The sequence below is a fragment of the Pseudarthrobacter sp. genome (assembly GCF_036675385.1).
In the GTDB taxonomy this organism is placed as follows: Bacteria; Actinomycetota; Actinomycetes; order Actinomycetales; family Micrococcaceae; genus Arthrobacter.
On record NZ_JAKFFD010000161.1, the window covers coordinates 39,079 to 65,020 of the forward strand.

General features: G+C 65.9%; 18 protein-coding genes and 1 tRNA gene. 5 read left to right on the top strand and 14 right to left on the bottom strand.

Translation table 11 applies throughout. The features are described from left to right. Window positions 1–4: 4 nt before the first annotated feature. Window positions 5–3,697 carry a transcription-repair coupling factor gene (mfd, locus tag V6M49_RS13260; RefSeq protein ID WP_332761374.1) on the bottom strand — a complete coding sequence of 1,231 codons (3,693 nt, stop codon included), beginning with the start codon at window positions 3,695–3,697 and terminating at the stop codon, window positions 5–7. Between the two features lie 178 nt (window positions 3,698–3,875). Here mfd and V6M49_RS13265 point away from each other — a divergent pair, with 178 nt between their 5' ends. From V6M49_RS13265 to nhaA, 4 genes are all read left to right on the top strand, one after another. After that, window positions 3,876–5,429 carry an SDR family oxidoreductase gene (locus V6M49_RS13265; protein WP_332761375.1) on the top strand — a complete coding sequence of 518 codons (1,554 nt, stop codon included), beginning with the start codon at window positions 3,876–3,878 and terminating at the stop codon, window positions 5,427–5,429. A gap of 48 nt (window positions 5,430–5,477) precedes the next feature. Beyond that, entirely contained in the window at window positions 5,478–5,975 is a 498-nt protein-coding gene (locus tag V6M49_RS13270) for a DUF2505 domain-containing protein (protein WP_332761376.1), read from the top strand. A gap of 3 nt (window positions 5,976–5,978) precedes the next feature. After that, window positions 5,979–6,200 carry an SCO4848 family membrane protein gene (locus tag V6M49_RS13275; protein ID WP_332761377.1) on the top strand — a complete coding sequence of 74 codons (222 nt, stop codon included), beginning with the start codon at window positions 5,979–5,981 and terminating at the stop codon, window positions 6,198–6,200. Between the two features lie 71 nt (window positions 6,201–6,271). Then, on the top strand, window positions 6,272–7,585 hold the full coding sequence (nhaA, locus tag V6M49_RS13280) for a Na+/H+ antiporter NhaA (RefSeq protein WP_332761378.1): 1,314 nt from the start codon (window positions 6,272–6,274) through the stop codon (window positions 7,583–7,585). A gap of 41 nt (window positions 7,586–7,626) precedes the next feature. Here the strand turns inward: nhaA and sufU are convergent, their stop codons facing one another. The 9 genes from sufU to V6M49_RS13325 all read right to left on the bottom strand — a co-directional run bounded on the left by sufU (window position 7,627) and on the right by V6M49_RS13325 (window position 19,559). After that, window positions 7,627–8,076, bottom strand: coding sequence for a Fe-S cluster assembly sulfur transfer protein SufU (gene sufU, locus V6M49_RS13285; RefSeq protein ID WP_104061021.1), 450 nt, complete (start codon window positions 8,074–8,076; stop codon window positions 7,627–7,629). Window positions 8,077–8,100: 24 nt separating this feature from the next. Further along, entirely contained in the window at window positions 8,101–9,426 is a 1,326-nt protein-coding gene (locus V6M49_RS13290) for a SufS family cysteine desulfurase (RefSeq protein WP_104061020.1), read from the bottom strand. Between the two features lie 429 nt (window positions 9,427–9,855). Further along, complete coding sequence (locus tag V6M49_RS13295) at window positions 9,856–12,576, bottom strand: helix-turn-helix transcriptional regulator (protein ID WP_332761399.1); 2,721 nt, start codon at window positions 12,574–12,576, stop codon at window positions 9,856–9,858. Beyond that, window positions 12,563–15,301: a LuxR family transcriptional regulator gene (locus tag V6M49_RS13300; protein ID WP_141139893.1), complete on the bottom strand. Its 2,739-nt coding sequence runs from the start codon at window positions 15,299–15,301 to the stop codon at window positions 12,563–12,565. Before V6M49_RS13300 ends, V6M49_RS13295 begins: the two co-directional genes overlap by 14 nt. Window positions 15,302–15,413: 112 nt before the next feature. Beyond that, window positions 15,414–16,010 (bottom strand): aminoacyl-tRNA hydrolase, encoded by a 597-nt coding sequence (gene pth / locus V6M49_RS13305; RefSeq protein WP_141139892.1) that lies wholly within the window; start codon window positions 16,008–16,010, stop codon window positions 15,414–15,416. A gap of 79 nt (window positions 16,011–16,089) precedes the next feature. Then, on the bottom strand, window positions 16,090–16,680 hold the full coding sequence (locus V6M49_RS13310; RefSeq protein ID WP_141139891.1) for a 50S ribosomal protein L25/general stress protein Ctc: 591 nt from the start codon (window positions 16,678–16,680) through the stop codon (window positions 16,090–16,092). A 234-nt stretch (window positions 16,681–16,914) separates the two neighbouring features. Then, on the bottom strand, window positions 16,915–17,895 hold the full coding sequence (locus V6M49_RS13315) for a ribose-phosphate diphosphokinase (protein ID WP_056348072.1): 981 nt from the start codon (window positions 17,893–17,895) through the stop codon (window positions 16,915–16,917). After that, window positions 17,895–19,376 (bottom strand): bifunctional UDP-N-acetylglucosamine diphosphorylase/glucosamine-1-phosphate N-acetyltransferase GlmU, encoded by a 1,482-nt coding sequence (gene glmU / locus V6M49_RS13320; RefSeq protein WP_332761379.1) that lies wholly within the window; start codon window positions 19,374–19,376, stop codon window positions 17,895–17,897. Before glmU ends, V6M49_RS13315 begins: the two co-directional genes overlap by 1 nt. A 111-nt stretch (window positions 19,377–19,487) precedes the next feature. Continuing rightward, a tRNA-Gln gene (locus V6M49_RS13325) sits at window positions 19,488–19,559 on the bottom strand. Window positions 19,560–19,708: 149 nt separating this feature from the next. On the opposite strand from V6M49_RS13325, the gene V6M49_RS13330 reads away from it, so the two are divergent. Beyond that, a complete protein-coding gene (locus V6M49_RS13330) occupies window positions 19,709–20,335 on the top strand; it encodes a TetR/AcrR family transcriptional regulator (protein WP_332761380.1) in 627 nt (208 codons plus the stop codon). Window positions 20,336–20,812: 477 nt separating this feature from the next. Here V6M49_RS13330 and V6M49_RS13335 read toward each other — a convergent pair whose 3' ends face one another. The 4 genes from V6M49_RS13335 to V6M49_RS13350 all read right to left on the bottom strand — a co-directional run bounded on the left by V6M49_RS13335 (window position 20,813) and on the right by V6M49_RS13350 (window position 25,866). Further along, complete coding sequence (locus V6M49_RS13335; RefSeq protein WP_141139888.1) at window positions 20,813–22,639, bottom strand: ABC-F family ATP-binding cassette domain-containing protein; 1,827 nt, start codon at window positions 22,637–22,639, stop codon at window positions 20,813–20,815. Between the two features lie 38 nt (window positions 22,640–22,677). After that, window positions 22,678–23,640 (bottom strand): 4-(cytidine 5'-diphospho)-2-C-methyl-D-erythritol kinase, encoded by a 963-nt coding sequence (locus V6M49_RS13340; protein ID WP_141139887.1) that lies wholly within the window; start codon window positions 23,638–23,640, stop codon window positions 22,678–22,680. Next, window positions 23,637–24,509 carry a 16S rRNA (adenine(1518)-N(6)/adenine(1519)-N(6))-dimethyltransferase RsmA gene (rsmA, locus tag V6M49_RS13345; protein WP_141139886.1) on the bottom strand — a complete coding sequence of 291 codons (873 nt, stop codon included), beginning with the start codon at window positions 24,507–24,509 and terminating at the stop codon, window positions 23,637–23,639. Before rsmA ends, V6M49_RS13340 begins: the two co-directional genes overlap by 4 nt. A 184-nt stretch (window positions 24,510–24,693) precedes the next feature. Then, window positions 24,694–25,866: a ubiquitin-like domain-containing protein gene (locus tag V6M49_RS13350; RefSeq protein WP_442959729.1), complete on the bottom strand. Its 1,173-nt coding sequence runs from the start codon at window positions 25,864–25,866 to the stop codon at window positions 24,694–24,696. Between the last annotated feature and the right edge of the window lie 76 nt (window positions 25,867–25,942).

Genomic DNA, 25,942 nt, shown 5'->3' on the forward strand with positions numbered 1-25,942 from the left:
AGGTCTAACCTCTTACTGCCGGAGCGGCGAGCGGCGCGTCGGAGAAGATGTTGCGGATAACCCCGTTGGCCCACTCCAGGATCTCGGCGTCCTGCAGGTCGCGGCCGCCGATCCTCGCCGTCTTGGGCTTCGGAATCAGCACCGCGTCAAGGGCCGGCTTGGACTGGGAACCCGGGTACATCCGGGTCAGCCGCATCAGTTTCGACTCCGGCAGCTGCGCCGGGGAGAACTTGATGAAGTTCCCCTGCAGCGCGACGTCGGACAGGCCGGCTTCGCGGGCACCCACCCGGAAGCGGGCCACGGCGATGAGGTTCTGGACCGGCAGCGGCGGTTCGCCGTAACGGTCCACAAGCTCGGCCAGGACCTCCTCGATGGCCTCGTACGTCAACGCGGAGGCAAGCTTCCGGTAGGCCTCCAGGCGGAGCCGCTCCCCCGGCACATAATCGTGCGGGAGGTGGGCGTTGACCGGCAGCTCGATCTTCATTTCGGCGGCCTTTTCCTCGGCGTCGCCGCGGAAGTCGGCCACCGCCTCACCCACCAGGCGGATGTAAAGGTCGAAGCCGACGCCCTGGATGTGGCCGGACTGCTCGCCGCCCAGCAGGTTACCGGCGCCGCGGATTTCGAGGTCCTTCATGGCCAGCTGCATGCCGGCTCCGAGCTCGTTGTGGGTGGCCACGGCCTTGAGGCGTTCCAGGGCCACCTCGCCCAGGGGCTTCTCGGACGGGTACAGGAAGTAGGCATAGGCGCGTTCACGGCCGCGGCCCACCCGGCCGCGGAGCTGGTGCAGCTGGGAGAGGCCGTACTTGTCCGCCCCGTCCACGATCAGGGTGTTGGCGTTGGAGATGTCCAGGCCGGTCTCGATGATGGTGGTGCATACCAGGACGTCGAAGCGCTTTTCCCAGAAGTCCACAATGATCTGCTCCAGCCGGCTCTCGGACATCTGCCCGTGCGCCACCTCAACACGTGCTTCCGGAACCAGTTCACGGATCTTCGCGGCCGTCCGGTCGATGGTGGACACCCGGTTGTGCACAAAGAACATCTGGCCTTCGCGCATCAGCTCACGCCGGATGGCCGCCGAGGTCTGCTTGTCCGTGTACGGTCCCACATATGTCAGCACGGGATGGCGTTCTTCCGGCGGCGTGGCCAGCGTGGAGGTTTCCCGGATGCCGGTCAACGACATCTCCAGCGTCCGCGGGATCGGGGTGGCGCTCATGGCCAGCACGTCCACGTTGGTCCGCATTTTCTTCAATGCTTCCTTGTGCTCCACACCGAAGCGCTGCTCCTCGTCCACGATCACCAGGCCCAGGTCCTTGAACGCGAAGTCCTTCGACAGCAGCCGGTGGGTGCCGATGACGACGTCAACGGAGCCGCTTTTGACGCCCTCCACGGTCTCTTTGGTTTCCTTGGCCCCCTGGAACCGCGACAGGGCCTTGACCCGCAGGGGGAAGCCGGAGAAGCGCTCGGTGAACGTTTCGAAGTGCTGCTGGGCGAGCAGGGTGGTGGGCACCAGGATCGCCACCTGCTTCCCGTCCTGGACCGCCTTGAACGCGGCCCGGACGGCGATCTCGGTTTTGCCGTAGCCCACGTCGCCGGACACCAGGCGGTCCATGGGGATCTCGCGCTCCATGTCCGCCTTGACCTCATTGATGGTGGTCAGCTGGTCCGGCGTCTCCACGTACGGGAAGGCCTCCTCCAGCTCACGCTGCCACGGAGTGTCCGGCCCGAAGGCATGGCCCTTTGAGGCCATCCGCGCGGAGTACAGCCGGATGAGCTCGCCGGCGATCTCCTTGACGGCCTTGCGTGCCTTGGACTTGGTGCTGGCCCAGTCGGAGCCGCCCATCTTGCTGAGCACCGGGGTATCGCCGCCGACATAGCGGGTCACCTGGTCCAGCTGGTCGGTCGGGACAAACAGGCGGTCCCCGGGGGCGCCGCGCTTGGACGGGGCGTATTCCAGGACCAGGTACTCGCGGACGCCGTCTCCGCCGCCGGCCACCTTGCGCTGGATCAGTTCGATGAAGCGGCCAATGCCGTGCTGTTCGTGCACCACGGAATCGCCGTTGACGAGCTGCAGCGGGTCAACGGCGTTCCGCCGCTTGGACGGCATGCGCCGCATGTCCTTGGTGGAGCCTGCGGACGTCCGTCCCAACAGGTCCGCTTCCGTGAGCAGCCCCAGCTTGAGGCTGTCCAGGACAAAACCGCGTCCGACGGCGGCAGTGGTCACCTCGATGATGCCCGCCTGCGGCTCCTTCTCAAGGGTGTCCACGCGGGCGCAGGGGATGTCGGCGTCGTGGAACAGTTCCGCCAGGCGCTGCGCCGGGCCGGGACCCTCCGTGGCCACCACGATCCGCCACTGGTCCCGGACGTGGGAGCCGATGAAGTCCATCATCTCGGCCACATCACCCTGGTACCCGCGCGGTTCGCGGGCGCGGAGGTTCAGGACGTCAATCTCGGGCAGCAGCTCCTCGTCAGTGGCCAGCGACGTGATGGACCACCAGGACACCTCGTGCTCCAGCGAGAAGCTCCGCGTTTCGGCCAGGGAACGGAAGCTGGCTGAGTGCAACGCTGCCGACGCCTGCGAACTGAGGTCCAGCGGAGCCGTGCCGCCATCCGAGGCCGTGGACCAGGCTGCTTCCAGGAACTCCTCATTGGTGGCCGCAAGATCATGTGCGCGCCGGCGGACCTTTTCCGGTTCAATGATCACCGAGATGGACCCGGCGGGCAGCTGCTCCACGAACGGGACCATGGCGTCCACCAGCACCGGGGCCAGGGATTCCATCCCTTCCACCGCGATGCCGCCGGCGATCTTCTCCAGCATGTCCGCGGCCGCGGGAAGCTGCGCCTTCAGGGTGGCTGCGCGCGACATCACCGACGGCGTGATGAGGATTTCGCGGCAGGGCGGGGCGTGGAGCTCGGCGGGGTGGTGCACCCCGGGCGCCGACAGCGAGCGCTGGTCGGCCACCGCGAACCAGCGCATCTGGTCCACCTCGTCGCCGAAGAACTCAACCCGGATGGGATGGTCCTCGGTGGGCGGGAAGACGTCGATGATGCCGCCGCGGACGGCAAACTCGCCACGGCGGGTAACCATGTCCACGCGTGCGTAGGCGGCATCGGCAAGGCTCCGCACCACGCTGGAAAACGGCATGTCCTGTCCCACCTTCAGGGTGACCGGAACCAGGTCACCCAGCCCGGCGACGATCGGCTGGACCACCGCGCGCACCGGTGCCACCACCACACGCAGCCGGCCCGCCGTCGAACTTTCCGGGTGCGCCAGGCGGCGCAGGACGGACAGCCGGCGGCCCACCGTGTCGGAGCGGGGCGAGAGCCGTTCGTGTGGCAGGGTTTCCCAACTGGGGAACTCGGCCACTGAATCGGCCGGCAGGTAAGCGCGCAGGGCTGCTGTCAGATCCTCTGCTTCGCGTCCTGTCGCGGTGACCGCCAGCACCACAGGAGGGAGCCCGCCGTCGGGAGTTCCTTCGTCGGCGCCGACGTCCAGGCCGTCTGCCATTTCCGCCAGCAGGACGGCGCGGAGTCCGGCCGGCGCGCTGATCTGGTAGTCCTGGCCCCGGACGTCAAAACCCCTGGCCGCCTCCGCCCGGACCCGCGCGAACGTCTGGTCTTCTGCCAGGACACGGCGCAGTCCGGTCAGCGAGGGACCACCGTTGGACGGGCCAGGATGGGACGGGCCAGTGGGGCTCATGGCGGAAACTCCTGTGGGTTCATGGGATCGCAGGCAACACGAAAACCCGAAATTCACTTCGAATCCCGGGTCATCCCAGCCTACCCCTGCCCCGGGGCCCGGCGGGCACCCCGTTGCTAAGCTTGCTGAGGAAGCGCGCCTGTTGCGCGCCTCCGCCTGCCGGCCTGAGGAGCTTTCAGTGAGCGATGGCAACAGCCCGAGCGACACTCCCCCCACCGTGGCACCGGGGACGGCGCGAACCGTCCTGGTGACCGGCGCCACCGGCTACATCGGCGGCCGCCTGGTCCCCCGGCTGCTGGAGGCCGGGCACACCGTCAAGGTCCTGGTCAGAACCCCGGCAAAGATCGCCGGCGTGCCGTGGCTGGGCAAGGTTGAGGTCATCGAGAGCAGTCTCGACGACGGCGGAGCCCTGGAGCAGGCGCTGGCCGGCGTCGACGTGCTCTACTACCTCGTCCACTCCATGGCTTCCGGCGCCGGCTTCGAGTCCAAGGAAAAGGCCATGGCGGAAACGGCCGCCACAGCCGCCGCCGCGGCCGGCGTAGGCCGGATCGTCTACCTGGGCGGCCTGCACCCGGCCAACGTGGAACTGTCCACCCACATGCGGTCCCGGGAAGCCGTGGGAGAGGTGTTCCTGGACAGCGCGGTGGACTCGGTGGTCTTCCAGGCCGGGGTGGTGATCGGCTCCGGGTCCGCGTCCTTCGAAATGATCCGCCACCTGTCCGAAACGCTTCCGCTGATGCCGGCCCCGAGCTGGGTGCGCAACAAGATCGAGGCGATCGCCGTCCGGGACGTGCTGCACTACCTTGTGGGCGCCGCATCCTTGGACGGGTCCGTCAACCGCACCTTCGACATTGGCTGCCGGCAGGTCCTGAGCTACGCGGGCATGATGAAGGAATACGCCGCCGAGGCCGGGCTGCCGTACCGGGTGGTGCTGGCTCTGCCCATTCCCGCCCCGAGGCTCGCCGGCGTGTGGGTGGCCCTGACCACGCCCATCCCGCTGTCCATGTCGCTCCCGCTCGTCGAGTCGCTGCAGCACGATGCGGTGTCCCGCGAGCACGACATCGACGCCCATATCCCGGTGCCGGCAGGCGGCCTGACCCCGTACCGGCAGGCCGTTGCCCTCGCCCTGGGCAAGGAGCGTGACGGCCAGGTGGAAACCACCTGGTCAAATGCCGGGGCCGACGCCGATCCGCTGCCCAGTGATCCGGACTGGGCGGGCCACACGGTCTACGTGGATGAGCGGACCTTCCACGGCAATGTTGATCCCGCCCACGTGTGGACCATCATCGAAGGAATCGGCGGCCGGAACGGCTGGTATTCCCTGCCGCTGGCATGGCGCGTGCGTGGCTGGCTGGACAAGCTCACCGGCGGCGCGGGCCTGCTGCGGGGACGCCGACACCCCGGCACCCTGGCCTCGGGCGAAGTGGTGGATTGGTGGCGCGTGGAACGGATCGAGCGCGGAAAACTGTTGCGCCTCCGCGCGGAGATGCGCGCCCCCGGACGTGCTTGGCTTGAACTGTCCGTGGAACCTGACGGGACGGGCAGCCGCTACCGGCAGCGGGCCATTTTCTTCCCCAAGGGCCTCAGCGGAAAGCTCTACTGGCTTGCCGTGCTGCCCTTCCACAGCCTCATATTTCCGGCGATGGCACGGAACATCACCACGGCGGCGCAGAAAATCGCCAGCGCCGACAGCGCGCAGGCCGGTTCCAACAACACGCAAGGCTCCCCGTAGGATGTGGGGAGCAAATAGCGTTCTGACCTACACATCACTGGAGGACCCATGGCACTGAGTGCAACCACTACCCTTCCGCACGCCGTCGACAGCGTCGCTGCCGTCTTTATCAACGAGGACTTCCAGCGGCACACGAGCCAATTCGTTGGCGGCACACTTGAATCCTTCGAGGTGGCCGGAGACGTTGACGGAGTATTCAGCACCACCTCGGTCCGCACGCTGCCCACCACCCGGCTGCCGGAGATCGCCCGGAAGTTCGTGGGCGAAAAGCTCACGGTGACGCAGGTGGAGAACTGGGACGCCCCGGCGGCCGACGGTTCCCGCCAGAGCAACATCACGCTGAAGATCGCCGGCGCCCCCCTTGATGTGACCGCGGTCCAGCGGCTCGTAGCGGACGGCGGCAGCACGCGCATTGAACTCGAAGGCAACGTCACGTCCTCCGTTCCCTTCCTGGGCGGCAAGATCGCCGAGGCGGCTGAGCCCATGGTGTCCAAGGCCCTGAACATCCAGTCCCAGCAGGCCCAGGCCTGGCTCGAAAGCCACTAAGCCGTGCAGCTTCCCGTGTTTGCGGGCGTGGTCCTGATCATTGCCGGCCTCTGGTCCCTGGTGGTCTGGCCGCAGTTCCTGCGCCGTGTGATGAAGGATCCCAGGGCGCGGGACGCCGCCGGCAAGGCCACAAAGTTCCTCACCATCCACGTGGTGCTGGTCAGCATCTCGATGGTGCTGGGAGCTGCCACTGCCGTGATCGGGGTTACGGGCCTGCTCGGGTAGGCTGGACACAGGTGCGCCGGGAAGTCTGGTCGGCAACAGTTTTGCCGACCCCTTAATTCCAGGAGCCACGCATGGCCAAGCGCCCTTCCCGACCCGCCTTCGCTGCCAGAGTCCTCAGCCGCTCAAGCTACCCCGAATTCCTGCGGATCTCAGAGATCCTCAGGCTGGAAACAGCCGGCGGCGCCCTCCTTTTGCTGGCCACGGCCGCGGCCCTCATCTGGGCCAACTCGCCGGCGGCCGAGGGCTACTTCGCGCTGCGTGACCTGAAAATCGGGTATGAGCCCTGGCACCTCCGGCTCTCCCTGGGGCACTGGGCGTCGGACGGTCTCCTGGCCATCTTCTTCTTCCTGGCCGGCCTGGAACTCAAACGGGAGTTTGTCTCCGGTGAACTCCGCAAAGTGTCCAAGGCGGTGGTTCCGGTGGCCGCGGCCGTGGGCGGCGTGGCAGTCCCGGCCCTGATCTACACGCTGGTGAACCTGGGCCAGGGCGCCGGGAGCCTGCGGGGCTGGGCCATTCCCACAGCCACCGATATCGCCTTTGCCCTGGCCGTGCTGGCCGTCATCAACACGCACCTGCCTGCGGCCCTCCGGACCTTCCTGCTGACTTTGGCCGTAGTGGATGACCTGCTGGCCATCGGCATCATCGCCTTCTTCTACTCGTCCGGTCTGCAGCCGCTTTTCCTGTTGGCGGCACTGGTTCCGCTGGGGCTGTTTACCCTGCTGGCCCAGAGGAGGGTCCGCAGCTGGTATCTGTTGCTGCCGCTGGCCGCCGCCACCTGGGGGCTCGTGCACGCTTCCGGTATCCATGCCACGGTGGCCGGAGTGCTGCTCGCGTTTGCCGTCCCGGTGCTGGCGTCGCGGAAACGCGGTGAGGCGGGTTCCGGTATGGCTGAGTCCCTGGAACACCGGCTCCGCCCGCTTTCGGCAGGTTTCGCCGTCCCGGTCTTCGCCTTCTTTTCCGCCGGAGTTGCCGTGGGCGGCCTCGACGGCTTCCGGTCGGCCCTGGCGGATCCCGTGGCGGTGGGAATTGTGGCTGCCTTGGTGGCCGGCAAAACGATTGGCGTGTTCGGCACTACCTACCTGATCACTAAGACCACCAGGGCAAAGCTCGACGACGGCCTGGCCTGGATCGATGTTGCCGGCCTTGCGATATTGGCCGGAGTGGGCTTCACGGTGTCGCTGCTGATCGCCGAGCTGAGCTTCGGTGCGGGCTCGGCCTACGATGACCACGCGAAGGTGGCCATCCTCACCGGATCACTGGTTGCCGCCCTGCTGGCCACCGTGGTGCTCCGGCTGCGGAACCGGCATTACCGCGCAGTGGAACTTGCGGAACGGCATGATGCTGACGGCGACGGCATCCCGGACGTTTTCGAGCACCGGGGCTGAGAGGCTCGGCGCGGCGCCGGACCTGCGTCGGACGGTAAGGGCTAGGCGGCCTGGTTCAGGGCGTCCTCGGCGGCCACCCAGGAAATCATGGCGCACTTAACGCGCGCAGCGTAGCGGGCCACACCCTCGAAAGCCGCGGCGTCGCCCAGGATCTCGGGATCGGCGGGGATCTTCCCGCGTGAGCGGAGCACTTCGCGGAAGTTGCCAATGACGGCGTGGAGCTCGTCCACGGTCATTCCCTCCGCGAGTTCGCTGAGGACCGACGCCGATGCCATCGAGATGGAACACCCTTCGCCGTCCCAGGAAATCTGCGCCACCTTGCCGTCTTCCACAGCCACCCGCAGCGTGACTTCGTCGCCGCAGACCGGGTTGAGCTGGTGGGACTGGCCCGTGGACGCCCCCGCCGGCGCGGCGATGCCTGCCAGTCCGCTGCCGTGTCGGGCTTTGGAATGGTCAAGGATGATCTGCTGATACAGCTGGTCAAGGCTCATGGTGGTGTACCTTCGGTGATCGCGCTAGACGCGGAAGTAGGAGCGGACTCCGGCGACGGCTTCCAGGAAGGCATCGACGTCGTCGGTGGTGTTGTACAAGTAGGCGCTTGCCCTGGTGGTTGCGGTCAGGCCCAAGCGGCGGTGCAGCGGCTGGGCGCAATGGTGACCCACGCGGACGGCGATGCCCCGGGAATCCAGGAACTGCCCGACGTCGTGCGCGTGCACGCCGTCGACGTGGAACGCGGCAAGGCCGATCCGTTCCTGTCCGGCGGCGGGCCCCAGCACGCGGATGCCGGGAATGGACTCCAGCCCCGCCACCATCCGCTGGCCGAGCTCCGCTTCCCAGCGGTGCACGCGGTCCAGGCCGGTTTCCGTGAGGTAGTTGGCTGCGGCGGCCAGGGCAACGGCCTGCGAGATGCGCTGGGTGCCGGCCTCGAAGCGCTGCGGCGCGGGCAGGTACTCGGCCCGTTCCATGGTCACCGTGGTGATCATGGAACCGCCAGTGAGGAACGGCGGCAGCACATCCAGGAGGTCCTGCTTGCCGTAGAGGACCCCGATTCCGGTAGGCGCCAGCATCTTGTGCCCGGAGAACACGGCGAAGTCGACGTCAAGCCCCTTGACGTTCAACGGCAGGTGCGGTGCCGACTGGCAGGCGTCCAGGACCACGAGGGCTCCGGCCTGCCGCCCCAGCGCAACCAGTTCCTGTACGGGATTAATTGTGCCCAGCACGTTGGAGGCGTGGGTGAACGCGAGGACCTTGGTTTTGCTTCCCAGGATCTCGGCCGCAATATCCAGCCGCAGGGCACCGGCGTCGTCGATGGGGATGTAACGCAGCGTGGCGCCGGTGCGGAACGCCAGTTCCTGCCAAGGGATCAGGTTGGCGTGGTGCTCCATTTCGGTCACCACGATCTGGTCACCCGGGCCCACTGCGAGGTCTTTCAGCCGGGCGTCGCCGCGCCCCTGCGCCGCCCACAGCGCGGCGTTGGACAGCGCGTAGCTGAGCAGGTTCAGGCCTTCGGTGGCGTTGGAGGTCCACACCGTTTCCGCGTAGCCGGCACCGATGAAGTCCGCTATGGTCTCGCGGGCACCTTCGAACACCTCTGTTGCTTCCACGGCAAGGTAGTGGGCGCCGCGGTGCACGGCAGCGTTGCGCTGTTCGTAAAACTCCTGCTCAGCTTCGATGACACTGAGCGGGTTTTGCGAGGTGGCGCCCGAATCGAGGTACACCAGGGGCTGGCCGTTCACCAGCTGGCCAAGTACGGGGAAGTCGTTTCGAATCCTGAGGACTTCGGCGTTATCCATGGCCGGCACTGCGCGTTCCAGCGTGGCAGGCGTTGATACTAGGGCCAAAGTTAAACTCCTTGAGATGCCAATGGATTGACACTCAATTGTCCCACAACACCACTATGGCGGCGGCCCGATGGGCAACCGCCACAGCAGCTCCGGGCTTCAGCCCGCGGAAGTGAGGGCCGGCGACGGCTGGGGGGAGAGTCTCGGTCTCAGAAGACTCTGACGTCGCCGGCCCCGCTTCGGTCCAGCCCCAGGGCCGGAAGTTTGCTTCAAAATGAGGCCTGAAAGTCTGTTGGCCGGTCCGCGGTTTTGGTGGCTCCGTGTTTTCCTGCCGCACTAAGTCAATCGCATGCTGAAGCTCAGCACACGAGTAGGCAGTACTCTACTTTCTGGGGCGGGGGCTACGCGTTTCCGGACGTCCGTACACAAGGTCCCGGACGCATGGCGTCCGTACGCAGAGTCCCGGACGCATGGCGTCCGTACGCAGGCCTAGTTCGGAAGGGCCGAAGCCAGTTCGTCGCGGCTCCGCACGCCGAGTTTGACGTACGTGCGGTAGAGGTGGCCCTCCACAGTACGCACGGACACCATGAGTCTTTGTGCGATCTCCCGGTCGGTGAGACCTTTTACAGCGAGCTCTACGATGTCCTGTTCCCGGCGGGTGAGGTGCACGCTGGGTGCTGCGGCGATGAAGTGGCCTTCCCGGAACCGCTCGCCCAGTTCGTGGTCGCACTTCTCCCGCAGGGCCACCGCCTGACGGGCCCGCCGGCGCTCACCGGAGCTTTCAAGGACGGTGCTCGACCGCGCGTAGGCTTCCCGCGCAAGGTTAACGAATCCCGCGCCTTCAAGCATGGCCGCCGTTTCCATGATGGAATCGGCGTCCTCGGACTCCCAATGCCCCGCCAGGGTGAGCATTGCCGCGGCCCAGCGGCCTTGAACGCTCCCGGCCAGTGAGTGGACCAACGGGATCACGGAATGGTCGCCCAGGTCCCAGCAGAGAGCCAAGAGTTCCAGGAGTGTCCCGGCCCGGGTGGTAACCTCTGGCGTGGTGGCCAGTGTGTGGAGGCGCGCCAGGCCTTTTCCGTCGTGCGCCACATACTCGGATGCCGCTGCCGCGTACGCCCTCGCAAGGAGTCCGTAGCCGGGGGAACCCTGCGGTGAATCCTTGTAATCCAGCTCAAGCCGGCCGGCCTGGGCGGCGTCGCCGAGCCTCGCCGCTACATAAAACGCCAGCCCGGAACCAAACCGGAACATCTGCAGCGGATCGTTGAGCCTCAGGGTCTCTACCGCCGGCAACAGCGTTTGGTAGGCGCGTTCCATCCGCCCCTGCCGCAGGAGCGAGTAGCCACGGAGCACCTCGAGGCTGCCGCCGAAATAGGCGACACCCCGCGGCTGCCCGGCAGCATAGTTCGCCAACTCCCGTTCCGCCGAGTCCCACTCCCCCATGGCCAGGTAATCTGCCACCAGGTGGCCAAGGACAAATTCGTTGAAGAAGAACACGCCACCCTGCAGTGAGGGAAGTTCCGAGACTGCCAGCAATGCGGCATCCAGCCCCTGGACGGCCCGTCCGGCCGGGGCAAGCGAATGGGCCAGCAGCGCCAGGCCCACCGCACGCAGGGCGTCGTCCGTGGCGTCGCCGGCGCGGCTGCTCCGAAGTTCCTGGACCTCGGCCTCCAAGGCCTGGTGGTTGCCTGCTTCGCAAAGTTCCAGCAGGCGAAGCAAGCGCTCCTGCCAGGGCCCGGCCGGCGCACCGGCGGTCTCCTGGGAATCCGGCGGCACAGCATCCGGGCCAGCCGTCATGGCGCCTGCGCCCTTAAGCGCATCACGGGAATCGGCCGTGAATACTGACAGCGGCGTTCCCAGAGCCTGGTGTGCCATGGCCCTGAGCATCAGGACCGGAACAGCCCAGGCACCGTTCCCCAGCTGCAGCCAGCATCCGTCCAGGAGCTTGGCCGCACCCGCAAAGTCGCCTTCATTGAATAAGGCGCGCCCCTGGACGGCCTGTGCCTGCGGCACGAGGTCCGGGTCCGCGACCTTCGCCGCCATCATCCGGCTGCTCCGGTTCCGGGAGTGGACCAAGGCAGTGCGGGCCGCCTCAAGCAGCTCGGGATCGGATATTTTCAATCCACATTCAAGGGCCCATTCCACGGCCCTCATCCTGCCTTCAGACCCTTCCGGAGCGGTTCCCAGCTGATCCCGGATCTTTTCAAGCAGCTGCAGGCTCCGGGACACCGAGATACTTGTGCGCAGCGCCTCGCCGAACACGGAGTTCCAGATCCGGAGATCGGCTGGAATGCCGGAACTTTCCACCATCATCTGCTGGTCCAGCAGCGTGCGGACTACTTCAGCGCCAAAAATATCCTCGATCACCTTCCGGCTCACGGGCCCGGCGAGGGCGACAAGTTTCAGGACTTCCTGCTCTTCCGGGCTGCGGCGGAGCATGTCCTTTACCACCACCTCGGCGAGTCTGGGTCCGTCGGCAGGCAACGGGCCCAGCAGCATCCAGATCCCGTTCCGCTTTGCGAGTTCGCCCCGCTCTGCGGCATCATGCAGCAAGGCATCAAGAATCCGCGGATTTCCGCCGGACGCGCTCCAGATTGTGTCGATGGTTCCGGAGGGGATTGTTCCATCAAGTGCGTGGGAGAGGACTTCCTCGACCTGCTCCCGGTTCATGGGTCGGAGATCCACACGGTCAGCCAGGCCGTCATACCAAAGCTGGGCCAGCGGCTGGGGCAGCCCGGGCCTCGGTCTGCCGGCAGCAAGCACTGTAGCCCAGCCAGCGGAGATCATGTCGGCGACGATGCTGGCCGTTGCCTCGTCCAGGTGATGGGCGTCATCCATCATCAGAAGCAACGGGGTATCCTTGCCGGCTTTCAGCTTCTCAAAGTACCTCCACACGGACCGCAGCACAGCCACCGAAGACACGGAGTCTTCGGCCGTCAGCTCCGCCGTGTAGGGTGCCAAAACTCCAAAGGGAACGCCGGACAGCGACGAACTTCCATGGATCTGGACAATGATCATCTCCTGGGAAAGCCGCTCGGTGATGGCCTCGGTCAGCGTTGACTTCCCGATGCCCGGGCCCGCCATGAGGAACACGGCCTGGCTCGTCCGGCTGCGAATGATGTTGCAGATCCGGTCCAGCGGCTCACGCCGGCCCGTGAGCAGTCGATATTGCGTTCCCTGTTTGGCAGCGTGGCCGTTAGACGAGTCCAGTCAGATCACCCCTGGATGTAACTCCGAGCTTGGTAAAGACCTGGTAAAGGTGGCCTTCCACTGTGCGCACGGACACGCCCATCTCCACGGCGATATCGCGGTTGGACGCGCCCCGGCCGGCCAGCCGCGCGATCTGCCTCTCCCTGGCGGTCAGCAGCGGGCTGCCGCTGCTCGGCACGATCGGCAGGCTTGCCACGGTGGCTGCGAGGATGTCCAGTCGGGCCTGTGCAGTCCTGGCGGAAACCGAATCACCGGCCTGCCGGGCGTAGTCAACGGCCAGCGCCATGCACCGGGCCTCAACGGCATCCAGTTCCAGGGTGGCCGCCAGTTCCCCGCCGGCAAGCAACGTTTTGGCGTCGTGGGTGCGGCTGCCCACGGCGACAAGCCGCGAAATTTCCGCCAAGGGGCCCTGGCGTTGCCCGGCCACTTGTTCCATCAGCCGGAAGTCCGCTTCCGTGCCGTTGACCGTGGCGCCGAGCAGGCTGATCCCGGCCAGGGTGAACCTGCCTGCTGCGATGTCACGGCGGGCTGACTGCTTGAGGCGGGTGGCTGCGTCATTGTCTCCCAGCCATCGGGCGGCCATATCAGCGCAGAATTCCGTGCGGCTCCGGGTGGCATGGTCAGCGACACCTGCCGTCCGCTGCAGCCGGTCAAGATACTGCCGGGACTGCCCGGCATTGCCGATCTGCGCATACGCGAAGGCGATGGCGGCGTAGGCGGCGCGGAGCAGGCTCTGGACGGGCCGCAGTTCCAGCTGTGCAGCGGCCGAGAGCAGCGAATCAAGGGCAACGGCGCCGCGGCCCGAATACACGTAGGCGATGCCGGCCGCTAGCTCCGCGGCGGCGCTCCGGTAAGGGAGCCGGTGGAACTCGCGCGCGGAAGGCGGATCCAGGAGGTCGATGCACCGGCGCCATTGCCCTGCCATCAGGAGCACGTTGTACGCCCGGCCGGCGAACCTCTCGCGCAGCCCCACGATCTCGGCGGCGTCCGAGATCTGCCCGCCCAGCTGCCTCATCAGGCTCAGGGCGTCCATTTCCCGCCCGGCCATGGACAGGGCGCTCATGAGGATCACCGCTGAGTTCATCCTGAACCAGGTGTCCGGATTCTGCCCGGGGTCCGCAGCGGCTTCCAGTGCCGGCAAGGCGGAGGCGTAGTCTCCCACAAAAGCCTGGTACTCGAATTCGCTGAGGCTGATCCGGTTGGCCGCAGCAGCCAGCGGATCCGGCCAGCCCTTCGCGATTCCTGGCTCCACGCCCAGCCGCTTCCGTGCCGTCTGCAGCAGCGCCGGCACCCGGGCGGTATGTTCGGGGAGCCAGACCATGACCCGGGATTTTGCCTCGACCACCCGGGCGAACTCCTCAACGTCCAGGTTGTCCAGCTGCGGCTGGGAAATATCGTCCAGTGCTGCCATGGCCTGCACCGGGAGGTCCATGAGCAGGTACGCTGCGGCTTTCTGCCGCTGGGCAGGCACCCATTGAGGGTCATTCCGCTTCAGCGTGTCGGCATATTTGAGCGCAAAATGGGGGTCAAAGAGCTGTACTGCGGCTTCGGCGGCGGCAAGCGCCATGGCCGGACTCAGCTCGGCCTCGCATTCCTGGGTCCAGGCGCCGAACGCCATCAGTTCTTCCATCGTCATCGTGGCAGGGTCAGGTTCCTTGCCGCCCAGGAGCAGGCTCCGCAGTTCCCTTCGCCGAGTGATGCTGAGCCAGGAGCGGACAACGTCGCCGAGGTACTTTTCACGCAGTGAAACCCATCGGTTGTCCGAGGAATCGATCTCCAGCAGGCCCGAATCTTCCATGTCCGCCACCACGCCGGCACCGTACACTTTGGTCAGCCTGGACAGTTCCACGCTGCGGGCGCACGAGAGCATCTCAATGACATCCCGTTCCTCCGGAGACTTCCGGGTCCACTGGGACCGGACGATGTCGTCGAGGCTGGCCGCGCCGTCGAGCACCACCTTGTCCCGAAGAGTCCAGACGGAGTCCGACAGAACCAGGTTCCCCGAATGCTGCTGCTCGGTTACAAGCGCTTTCAGGAGCAGGGGGTTGCCGCCAACCATGGTGTGGAAAGTGCTGACCAGGGAGGCCGAAACGCGGTGGCCCAGTAGGGAAAGCAGCACCTGGCGGGTTTGCAGCTCGTTGAGGTTGTCCAGCCTGACCTCGGTGAGCCGGCGGTCGTTGAGGAGCCAGTGGAAGTCGGCCGGTAGATCACTGACCATGGGTGCCACGGCCACCATGCGGGCGGTCCCGGTCAGGAGGATGTTGAGCAGGACGCCGGCGCTCATGTCATCAATGCTGCCGGCGGTGTCCAGGGTGATGACGCACTGGCGCCCCGCGGCATCGCTTTTGATGAGGGACGTAATGCCGCGGAGGATGGCTGTGGGCGACCCCATGTACGCCTGGGGAAGACGCGCCAGCAGGAAAGCCAGGCAACCGTAGGGTGTTTTGCCGGACGACGGTCCGCTGCGCAGCTGCAACGTCCAGATATCCGGGCCAAGGTCGGCAACGGCTGTCCTGGCCAAGGATGACTTACCTACACCTCGTCCGCCGGTGATGACGACTCCCAGGGAGTCGAGGCTGGTCAGGGCGGCGCGGACGGCTTCGAGGTTGGCGCTCCGTGCGGGCACGGACCATCGCTGCGGCTCTGACACGCCTGCAGTGTCGGTGCGCAGCTCAAGGTCGTTGAGCGGTGACCCACGTCCCCAGCTGAGTGGCTCGATTGACATGAACTTGTCCCCTACATCCCACTAAAGCGGGATAAGCCCCATCGCTCCCCCGCTTAGGAAGAAGACTACCCCTTGGCACACACAGGTAAACAGGGACAGACGGTTTTAAGTTTTATTCCTGAACGTCTGACCTGGCCGGATGGAACTTCTGCTGGGCCGCAGTCAGCCCTTCCCTGACCAGCATCTCCACGGCATCAGCCGCCTCATCGAGCAGGAACGGAAGGTCCTTGCGCTCTGCAGTGCCAAAATCGCGCAGGACATAGTCTGCAGTGTCCATCCGACCTGGAGGGCGACCCACGCCCACCCGCACCCGGAGGTAGTCCTTGGTGGCCAGCGCCTTGGACATGTCCCTGAGGCCGTTGTGGCCGCCCTCACCGCCGCCGCATTTCAGCTTTATGGTGTTGAACGGAATATCAATCTCATCGTGCACCGCGACAACGTGGTCAGGGTCAATGCCGTAAAAATTTGCCAGGCCCGATACCGGGCCGCCGGAAACATTCATGTAGCTCATCGGCTTGGACAGCACCACCCGGGGGCCGCCGATCCCCAGCCGTCCTTCGAGCACCTGGGCGCGTGCCTTGTGGGTTTTGAACTTGCCACCCATCCGGCCCGCGAGTTCGTCCAGGACCATCTGGCCGACATTGTGCCGGTTGCCCTTGTATTCGGCCCCGGGGTTTCCGAGGCCAACGATCAGCCAGGTGTCAGTCATTATTCAATCCTAGGGTGGTCCGGACATGGCTGTGGCCGGACCCCGACAGGGTCCGGCCACATATCAAACTGTGCCGTTATTACTCGCCTGCGACTGCGGCTGCGGAGTCAGCCTGTGCCTCTTCCTCAGAGACCTCAGTGGCCTCGGAGATGTGGACAACCAGGGCGTCGGCGTCGGCCAGCAGGACCGAACCCTTCGGCAGGACCAGGTCGGAAGCGTGGATGTGCTGTCCGGCGGAGCGGCCTTCGATGTCGACCTCGATGGCGGTGGGCAGGTGGGTTGCCTCAGCCTCAAGGGAGATGACGGTGAGTTCCTGGTTGAAGACGCTGCCGGGAGCCAGTTCGCCAACGATGTGAACCGGGATGTCCACGGTGACTTTTTCGCCCTTGATGACGGTCAGCAGGTCGATGTGCTCGATGATCTGCTTGATCGGGTCGCGCTGGACGTCCTTGACCAGGGCCAAGTGCTCTTCGCCGTTGACGTCCAGGGACAGCAGGGCGTTGGCTTTGCGGACTGCAAGCGTGGTGGCCTTGGCCGGAAGCGTGATGTGCATCGGCTCGGCGCCGTGGCCGTAGATGACGGCAGGGATCAGGTTGGCCATGCGCGCGCGGCGGGCGAAGCCCTTGCCGAATTCGGTGCGTACTTCTGCTGCGAGCTTCTGCTCAGACATGTGTATCTCCTCGGAAGACTAAAAGGTGTTCAGCAAGGGCGGAGGTCTGTTACGACCTTCAACGCCGGGCGGCCGTGACGCGGCCCTTCCAGAAGGGAGATTCAGACCCAGTCGATAACGGAAACCTGCAGTCCGGTTTCCCGGATGCTCTCCCTCGCCAAGGTATCGTGAAAAGCTTACCAGCGCCGCGCCAGATTACTGAAAACGGCGGTCCCCACCAGCCCCCCGCTGAAATCAGGCGTTGCCGTCGAACAGGCTGGTGACCGAACCGTCGTCGAACACTTCGCGGATGGCGCGGGCGATCAGCGGTGCGATGGACAGCACCGTCAGCTGCGGGAACTGCTGATTCGCAGTGAGGGGCAACGTGTTGGTGACCACCACTTCGCGGGCGCCGGACTCGGAGAGCCGCTGAGCCGCTGGCTCGGAGAAGACAGCGTGCGTCGCGGCGATGATGACGTCCTTCGCCCCGGCGTTCTTCAGGACCTGGACCGCTCCGGAAATGGTGCCACCGGTGTCGATCATGTCGTCGATCAGGACGCAGGTCCGGCCCTCGATCTGGCCCACAACGGTCTTGGAGACGGCCTGGTTGGGAACGGTGAGGTCACGGCTCTTGTGCACAAACGCCAGCGGCGCTCCGCCCAGGCGTTCGGCCCACTGCTCCGCGACGCGCACGCGGCCCGTGTCCGGGGACACCACGGTGACGTTGTCGGCGGCGACGCGGGTACGGATGTAATCGGCCAGGAGCGGGATGGCCATGAGGTGGTCCACAGGCCCGTCGAAGAATCCCTGGATCTGCGAGGTGTGCAGGTCAACGCTCATGATGCGGTCGGCGCCGGCGGTCTTGTACAGGTCCGCGACCAGGCGGGCGGAAATGGGCTCGCGTCCGCGACCCTTCTTGTCCTGCCGCGCATACGGGTAGAACGGGGACACCACGGTGATGCGCTTGGCGGAGGCCCGCTTCAGCGAATCGATCATGATCAGCTGTTCCATGAGGTGGTTGTTCAGCGGAGCCGGGTGGGCCTGGATGACGAACGCGTCGGTTCCCCGGACGCTTTCGCCGGCGCGGACGTAAATCTCCCCGTTGGCGAAGTCGTAGGCATCCACGGGCAGCAGCTCGGTACCCAGTTCCTTGGCGATTTCCCGCGCCAGTTCGGGGTGCGCCCGCCCAGCGGCAAGTACCAGCTTCTTCTCGCCGCGTGCCGTAATTTCGCTCATTATCGCTGGTCCTCTTCTGTCGATGCTGGGGTATGTGAGGAATCTGAGGCGGCGGCCTGAGCCAGTTCCGCCGAGCGTGAGCCGGGGCGGTTGGCCACAACCCAGCCCAAGTTGTTGCGCTGCGCTGCAACGGACACGACGAGCGCCCCTGCCGGGACGTCCTTGCGGATCACCGCGCCGGCGCCGCTGTAGGCACCGTCCCCCACGGTGACCGGTGCAACAAAGACTGTGTTGGAACCTGTGCGGACGCCCGAGCCGATCACCGTGCGGTGCTTCTTCTCGCCGTCGTAATTGGCCGTGATGTTGCCGCAGCCAATGTTGGTGTCCTCCCCGATTTCGGCGTCGCCGGCGTAGCCGAGGTGGGAAAGTTTGGAGCCGCGGCCAATGGTGACGTTCTTGGTTTCGTAGAACGCACCGATCTTGCCGGTGTCGCCGAGCACTGTGCCGGGACGCAGGTAGGTGAAAGGGCCGACCGCGGCGTCCGCGCCGATCACGGCACCGGAACCGTGGGTGCGGGTCACCTTGGCGCCCTCGCCGATGCGGACATCGGTCAGGGTGGAGTCGGGGCCGACGACGGCGTCCCTCGCCACGGTGGTGGCGCCGTGCAGCTGCGTGTTCGGCAGGATGCGGACGTCCTCATCCAGGGCGACGGTGGAATCGATCCAGGTGGTGGCGGGGTCAACCACTGTGACGCCGGCGCGCATCCAGGCTTCAACGGTGCGGCGGTTCAGTTCCGCGCCGAGGGCGGAGAGCTGCACACGGTCGTTGGCGCCCTCCACCTGCCAGCGGTCTTCGGTGACCACGGCGGCAACCCGACCGCCCGACTGCCGCGCTAGGCCCAGCACGTCGGTGAGGTACTTTTCGCCCTGCGAATTGTCGGTGGTGATGTGGACCAGCGCGTCACGCAGGACATCGGCGTCGAAGGCGTAGATCCCGGAATTGACCTCGCGGATCAGGCGTTCGGTTTCCGTTGCATCCTTGTGCTCGCGGATGCCGGTCACGGAGCTGTCATCACCGCGGAGAATGCGTCCGTAGCCTGTGGCATCATCCAGCAGTGCGGTAAGCACGGTGACGGCATTGGCCTCCCGCTCATGTGTGGCCACCAGGTCGGCCAACAGGCTGCCGGTCAGGAGCGGAACGTCGCCGTAAGTGACCACGACGGTGCCTGCGAGTTTCTCCTGGGCGTCCAGTGCCTGCACGGCCACTTCAACGGCGCGGCCGGTGCCGGGGACGTCGTCCTGGTCCACGATCAGGGCTTCGGGGTCCAGCTGGTTCAGGTGGCGGGCAACGAGATCCCGCTCGTGGCGGACCACCAAGGCCAGCCGTGCGGGGTTAATGCTGCGGGCTGCCAGCAGGGCGTGGCCCACCATGGACCTGCCGCCGATTTCGTGCAGGATCTTCGGGGTACGGGATTTCATCCGGGTACCGGCGCCTGCTGCCAGAACAATGACGGCGGCTGGGCCGGTATTCTCGGGGATCACGTACGGGTTCTCCTTGCTTAGTTGCGCGTTGCGCTGGGCGCGGTGCCTGTCCGGCCAAAAATTCACGGCGGGGCACCGAGTTCATCCTACTGGACGGTCTTCGCACAGCAGTTCCGCCCATAGGATTCGAACCTATACTCCACGGCTCCAAAGGCCGGGGTGCTGCCATTACACCAGGGCGGACCATGCCACAGGCGCAAAGGCCAAGGCACAAGTATTTATTTTGCCATGGCTTCAGGGCAGCCCGCGACATTGGCCGGAATCACGGCAGCCAGGCCAGTGCACCGCCACCGGTTCCAACTGTTTCAGCAGCGCTAGGGCATGATGGAAATGTGAGCAATAACCCACCCCGGACACGGATGACAGGCGTACAGCGGCGCGGCCAGCTGGTCGACGTCGGCCGTGGCCTTTTTGCCGCTCGCGGGCTCGACGGGACCACCATTGAGGAAATCGCGGCCTGCGCCGGCGTTTCCAAGCCCGTGATCTACGAACATTTCGGCTCCAAGGAGGGCCTGTACACGCAGGTGGTGGACTTCGAGTTCCACATCCTGCTGGACTCGATCACCGGTGCCCTGACCGAAGAAGGCAAACCGCGCGTCCTGGTGGAACGCGCCGCACTGGCCCTTCTCACGTACATTGAGGACCGGGCGGAGGGCTTCCGGATCCTCATGCGCGACGCACCGCCATCGCAGCCCGAAGGCGCTTTCTCCACCCTGCTGTCCCAGGTCACCGCCCGCGTGGAACACATCCTGTCCGACGAATTCCACCGCCGCGGGTTCAGCGCCCAGGACGGCGCGATGTACGCCCAGATGCTCGTGGGCATGGTGGCCATGACCGGCCAATGGTGGCAGGACAGCCGCCAGCCCGACAAACACACCGTCGCCGCGCACCTGGTCAACCTCGCCTGGAACGGTCTCACAGGCCTCCAAAAAGACCCCGAGCTGAAGTCCGAAGCATGAGTGTTACCTTCATGCCCGCGTGGTCACCTACGCAGCGCGGGAACCCTTCGCCGTCGCTTAGACACAGCGCATAGGTGTCGCTGCGGTCGCTGGGCGACCTTCACGCCACGATGCGCCGCGATGCGCGACTACGCGAAGGTCCCCCGCCCCGCTATTGCCGACAGTTCAGTTCGGGCGCCCCCACAACTACCCCCTGCCGAAGGTTCCGGTCGGGTGCCTGCTGTTCCGCGGCGGGAGGTGATGTGCTTCGTAGGGAGGTGGTCCATCGGGTAGGTGACTTCAGCTCGCCGGAGTCGGTCCTTCGAAAAGGAGCGCATCGCGGCGCATCGGGACGGGAGCTCGCTCAACGAGCGAGTGGCCCCTTTGCGTCGTGTCTAAGCGACGTCGAAGGGCCGGCTGCGGCACCCAAGCCGCACGGACGCGGAAGGGCCGGTTCCGGCACCCAGCCCAGCCGATATTCGCCCAGTCAGCGCTGGGCTATTCGCCGAGGACTTCCAGGGCTTCCATCCATTCGAGTTCCAGGGCTTCGCGGTCGGTGGCGAGGTCCTTGAGTTTTTTGTTCTGGTCGGCGAGGGCGTCGAAGTCGGATGCTGCGGTGCTCTTGACCATTTGGTCGTGAATCTTCTTTTCCTGCTGCTCCAGTTTGCCCAGCTGGCGCTCGATCCGGTTCTTGGCCTTCCGGGCGTCGCGCTTTTCGGCTTCGGAGGAACCGGAGGCTGCGGGGGCGGAGCTGCCGCTCGGACCGGTGACGGGGTTGCCGCCGCCGGTGATCGTGGAGCCGGCCAGGGCGGATTCGCGGAGCTCCAGATACTGGTCCACGCCGCGCGGCAGGGCGCGGATCTTGCCGTCTCCAAGCAGCGCCATCTGGTGGTCTGTCACGCGTTCCAGCAGGTAACGGTCGTGGCTGACCACAACGAGCGTGCCAGGCCAGCCGTCAAGGACGTCTTCGACGGCGGCGAGGGTGTCGGTGTCGAGGTCGTTGGTGGGCTCATCGAGCATCAGCACGTTCGGCTCCCCCACCAGCAGGCGCAGGAGCTGGAGGCGCCGGCGCTCACCACCGGACAGATCCCTGACCGGGGTCCACTGCTTTTCGTTGGTGAAGCCGAGCTGCTCCACAAGCTGGCCCGCCGTGAATTCCTTGCCGCCCACGTTAAAGGACCGCTTTTCGCGCTCGATGACTTCGATCACGCGCAGGTCCGAGACGTCGTCGAGCTCTTTGACCTCCTGGGTCAGCACGGCGGTGACCACGGTCTTGCCGCGCTTGACCTTGCCGGATGACGGCTCAATCTCGCCGTTGAGGAGTTTCAGCAGGGTGGTCTTGCCGGCGCCGTTGACGCCCACGAGGCCAAGCCGCTCACCGGGGGCAAGCCGCAGTGTGATGTTGTCGAAGAGTTTCTGTCCGGGGTCGCCGCCGAGGAAGTCCAGTGAGACGTTCTCGAGGTCCAGGACGTCCTTGCCGAGCCGGGCGGTGGCCATCTTGCTCAGGGCTGTGGAGTCACGCGGCTCGGGCACGTCGGCGATGAGGGCGTTGGCGGCCTCGATGCGGAATTTCGGCTTGGCCGTGCGGGCCGGAGCGCCGCGGCGCAGCCAGGCGAGCTCCTTTTTCACGAGCATCTGGCGCTTGCCTTCCATAACATTCGCCGCCCGGTCACGCTCGGCACGGGCCAGCACGTAGGCCGCGTAGCCGCCGTCGAACGGGTCCATGATGCCGTCGTGGATTTCCCAGGTCTTGGTGCAGACTTCGTCCAGGAACCAGCGGTCGTGGGTGACCACCAGGAAGGCGCCCTGGTTTGCCCGCCACCGGGTCTTCAGGTGCCGGGACAGCCAGGCGACTCCTTCGACGTCGAGGTGGTTGGTCGGTTCGTCGAGCATGATGACGTCATGGTCCTCGATCAGCAGCTTGGCCAGCGCCACCCGCCGCTTCTGACCGCCGGAGAGGGCGTGGACGTTCGCATGCCAGTCGACGTCGGACACCAGGCCGCCCATGACTTCGCGGATCTGGGGGTTGCGGGCCCATTCATAGTCGGCCTGGTCGCCGACGATCGCAGCGCCCACTGTAAGGTCGCCGTCGAGCACGTCGCTTTGGTCCAGGTAGCCGATGTTGACTTCGCTGCGCTTGGTCACCCGGCCCGAGTCCGGGGTGGAGCGCAAGGCCAGGAGGCGCATCAGCGTGGACTTGCCGTCGCCGTTCCGGCCCACCATGCCGATCCTGTCACCTTCCTCGAGTCCGAGGGTGATGCCGTCCAGGACGGTGCGCGTTGCGTACGAAACCGTAAGGTTTTCGCCGCCAAGAAGGTGTGCCAAGGGGACTGCTTTCTGCTGCTCAGTACGGAAGGGGGCTCTTAAAGGAGAGTATCGGAGATGATGCGCGCGCCATGCACGGGCCCGTGGACAGGGAATGCCGTCAGCCCGTAGTGCCGCAGGTCCTCCGCCAGGTTTTCGGCGGCGGCAGGATTGTGGGTCAACAGCGCCACGGTGGGTCCGGAACCGGATACGATTCCGGCCAGGGCGCCGAGCGCTTCACCTCGTCCCAGCGTATCGCGGAGCGCGGGGGAAAGTTCAATGGAGGCCCGCTGCAGATCGTTCACCAGGACCCGGCTCAGGGCATCGGCGTCCCCGCTCCGCAGCGCCTGCAGGATCTTGGGATCCACGGCCGTGGGCTCGGCAACGTCCAGTCCTTCTGCCTCCCGGAGCCGGTCCAGGGTGCGGAAGACTTCGGGGGTGGGCAGCCCGTAGTCCGCCGCCACGAGGACCCAGTCCGTTTGGGCTTTGGCCAGTGCCGGCGAAAGGTCGTCGCCAACGCCAAGCCCGACGGCGGTTCCGCCGAGGAGGGAGAACGGGACGTCGGCACCCAATTCGGCGGCCAGATGGGCCAACTCATCCCGCGACAGCCCGCTGTTCCAGAGCGCGTCGCAGGCCAGCAGGGTGGCTGCGGCATCGGCCGAGCCGCCGCCCATGCCCCCGGCCACGGGGACCCGCTTGGTGATTTCAAGGTGTACGCCGGTGGAATGCTCGGAGACATCGGCCATGATGGCTGCGGCCTTGTAGGCCAGGTTCTTCTCGTCCAGCGGAATATGCACGCCGTCCAGGTCCAGGGTGCTGTCAGGGCTGATGCTGACGGTGATCCCCGGCGTCTCCGTGCTGGTGGCAGCCACTTCCTCATAGAGGGAAACGGCCAGGTACACGCTGGCAACTGAATGGTAGCCGTCAGCGCGCAAGGGTCCCACGTCCAGGGAAACATTAACCTTGCCGGGCGCCTTCACACGGACCGTCCGTGCGGGAAACTTCCCGGCGGCTGCCTTCACGACCCGGCCTCGCGGGCTTCGGCAATCCGTGCGAAGGCGTGGATGTCGATGACTTCGCCCCGGGCCGATGGGGCCACTCCTGCGGCGATGAGGCAGCGCTCGGCCTCGGCTGCGCCGCCGGCCCAGCCAGCCAGGGCGGCCCTCAGCGTCTTCCGGCGCTGGGCGAAGGCAGCGTCGATCACGGCGAACACCTGCTCACGGGTGGCGGTTGTTTCAGGCGGTTCCCGCCGGGTGAAGGCCACGAGCCCGGATTGGATCTTCGGCGCAGGCCAGAAGACGTTCATGCCGATCACCCCGGCCTTGCGCATGCTGCTGTACCAGGCCGCCTTGACCGAGGGCACCCCGTAGGTCTTTGATCCTGGCCCTGCGGCCAGCCGGTCAGCCACCTCGTCCTGGACCATCACCAGACCGTGCTGCAGGCTGGGGAAATGCTGGAGCAGGTGCAGGACCACCGGCACCGCCACGTTGTAGGGCAGGTTCGCCACAATGGCGGTGGGCTCAACGGGAAGCGATGTGACCTTCATGGCGTCCGCCTGGACCAGGTGGAAAGCGCCCGCCGCCTCCGGCCGCCATGCTTTCACGGTTTCCGGCAGCTTTGCCGCCAGGACCGGATCAATTTCGACGGCGACCACCGTCTGCGCGGCATCCAACAGGCCCAGCGTGAGGGAACCAAGGCCGGGCCCGACTTCCAGCACCGTCTCGGTTGGCCCAATGTTGGCAACGGAGACGATCCGGCGGATGGTGTTGCCATCGATGACGAAGTTCTGTCCCAGTGTCTTGGTGGGCCGGATACCGATTTCTTCCGCCAGCCGGCGTATGTCGGAAGCACCGAAGAGGGGTGCGGGCGCGGCGGCAGTCGGTTCAGTCACCTAGGCATCCTATCCCGGCCGCAGTGACGGGCCATCCGCTTTCCGCGCGGATCATGCGTGTTACGCGGTGCGTGTTTCCGCTTAACGGCAGCGGCCGGCCCCGGGACAATCCGGGGCCGGCCGCTGTCTTCTGCTTGGTTGGTGGCTGTGGTCAGCTGCCGCCAGTGCAGGTGCTCATTGGTGCCTAGCTTGTAGCGGCCCAGCCACAGCCCCACGGCTGCAGGCCACGCTGTGCGTACACGCGGTTGGCGATGTCGATCTGCTGTGCCTTGGTGGCGAGGCTGGCGTTGGGGGCGTAGGCGCCGCCGCCGGAGCCGATCCAGGTCTGGATGTCGAACTGGAGGCCGCCGTAGTAGCCGTTGCCCGAGTTGATGGACCAGTTTCCGGTGGACTCACACTGGGCGATCTTGTCCCACATGGCCTCGTTCATCATGGCCGGGGCGGAGGCGCCGGTGTTCGTTCCGGCGGCTGCGGGCTTTGCCTTGGTGCCTACTGTGACTTTTTCCGTCACGGGCTGGACGGAAACAGTTTCGGAGACCAGCGTCCGCGAGGCTTCACGGCCGTCAACCATCACCAGCTTGAAGCTCTTATCCACTTTGCCGGCCACGCCGGCCTGGGTGACCTCTTTCTCGCCCTTGAGAAGCTCAGCGCTCTCAGTGGTCATGCTGTCGAAAGCAACATCTTCAGTGGTGGCCGCGGTCTGGCTGGTATCCACCCGGGAGACCTTAACCACCATGTTGTTAACCACGTGCGCGTTGCCCGGCTGGGAAGTACGGTCGTCGACGCCGAGGGTGATGCCGGCGTCCTCCAGCACCTGGGCGACGGTCCCCGCGGTGGTGGTGGCCGTGGAGGCCTTGCCGTCGGCAACGATGCTGACGGTCTTGGGTGTGGAGATGGAGACAAACGATCCGGCCACGGCGAGCTGGGCGTCCTTCGGGACGGAAATGGAGGAGGAGCTGGCCACTCCCAGTTCGGTGACGAGGCCCGCAACATCCGGCGCCGTGGTGTTGATGGTCTTTTCGGAACCGTCCAGGCTGACCTTCACGGCCTTGGCCATGTTGACGTTGATCACGGTGCCGTTCTCCACTTTGGCGTCCGCCGAGGGCGAGACGCGGTCAGCCGGCTTCAGTTCTACGTTGGCGCTTTTTACGACCTGGCCCACGGTGCCGCCGAAGGACTGGACCGAAGTCACTTTTCCGTCGACGTTGAGGGTAACGGTTTTGTTATTTCCGACGAAGGCCACGAGGCCCAACACCAGCGCACACAGCACCACCAGTTGGGTGCCCACCTTGATAAAACTGAACTTGCCGTCCGTTATGAAGAGCTTGACCACGATTGCCCGTAACTTTAGATCCATCCGGGCACGGGGAAAAACGCAGTGAAATAGCCGGCGCATGACCCTGGGGACAAGCTCCGGGCACCGTTGCGCCGCC

What these genes read in the sequence shown, in the direction of transcription:
- V6M49_RS13310 (WP_141139891.1), bottom strand. Translation starts at nt 16,680, where the DNA reads ATGTCTGAGCAGAAGCTCGCAGCAGAAGTACGCACCGAATTCGGCAAG.
- sufU (WP_104061021.1), bottom strand. Translation starts at nt 8,076, where the DNA reads ATGAGCCTTGACCAGCTGTATCAGCAGATCATCCTTGACCATTCCAAA.
- nhaA (WP_332761378.1), top strand. Translation starts at nt 6,272, where the DNA reads ATGGCCAAGCGCCCTTCCCGACCCGCCTTCGCTGCCAGAGTCCTCAGC.
- V6M49_RS13350 (WP_442959729.1), bottom strand. Translation starts at nt 25,866, where the DNA reads ATGGATCTAAAGTTACGGGCAATCGTGGTCAAGCTCTTCATAACGGAC.
- V6M49_RS13315 (WP_056348072.1), bottom strand. Translation starts at nt 17,895, where the DNA reads ATGAGCGAAATTACGGCACGCGGCGAGAAGAAGCTGGTACTTGCCGCT.
- mfd (WP_332761374.1), bottom strand. Translation starts at nt 3,697, where the DNA reads ATGAGCCCCACTGGCCCGTCCCATCCTGGCCCGTCCAACGGTGGTCCC.
- V6M49_RS13300 (WP_141139893.1), bottom strand. Translation starts at nt 15,301, where the DNA reads ATGTCAATCGAGCCACTCAGCTGGGGACGTGGGTCACCGCTCAACGAC.
- V6M49_RS13270 (WP_332761376.1), top strand. Translation starts at nt 5,478, where the DNA reads ATGGCACTGAGTGCAACCACTACCCTTCCGCACGCCGTCGACAGCGTC.
- pth (WP_141139892.1), bottom strand. Translation starts at nt 16,010, where the DNA reads ATGACTGACACCTGGCTGATCGTTGGCCTCGGAAACCCCGGGGCCGAA.